This is a genomic window from Streptomyces sp. BE20 (genome assembly GCF_036322525.1).
Taxonomy (GTDB): Bacteria; Actinomycetota; Actinomycetes; order Streptomycetales; family Streptomycetaceae; genus Kitasatospora.
Genome location: NZ_JAQYWW010000698.1, coordinates 1 through 329 on the forward strand (window position 1 = coordinate 1; position 329 = coordinate 329).

Below are 329 nucleotides of genomic sequence, written 5' to 3' on the forward strand. Positions count from 1 at the left end.
GGGGGGGGGGGGGGGGGGGGCCCCGCCGCGCCCCCCCCCCCCCCCCCCCCCCCCCCCCCCCCCCCCCCCCCCGCCCCCCCCCCCCCCCCCCCCCCCCACCCCCAGTTTCTTGATCGGGCGCCCCCCGAGATCTTATCTGCCGTGCACCCACTTCCCCACCTCGACGCTCGTCCGCTCGGCGAAGGCCCGGCCGGTGGTCACGGCGGCGACGAGATCGCAGGACACCACGGCTGAACTCCCGACCCAACGTCGACTCCCGTTTCCCTCGGACAGGTCCGCGAGCGCGTCCTCGGCGGGGGCGGGGAGCGGCGCAGCGTCCCGCCCGACCA

Annotated in this window: 1 protein-coding gene; it reads right to left on the reverse strand. The window is 79.9% G+C overall.

Going from position 1 to position 329, the window contains the following annotated elements:
- Positions 1-132: 132 nt before the first annotated feature.
- A partial coding sequence (locus PUR61_RS15825) for a hypothetical protein (protein ID WP_443035176.1) occupies positions 133-329 on the reverse strand: 197 nt, incomplete at its 5' end.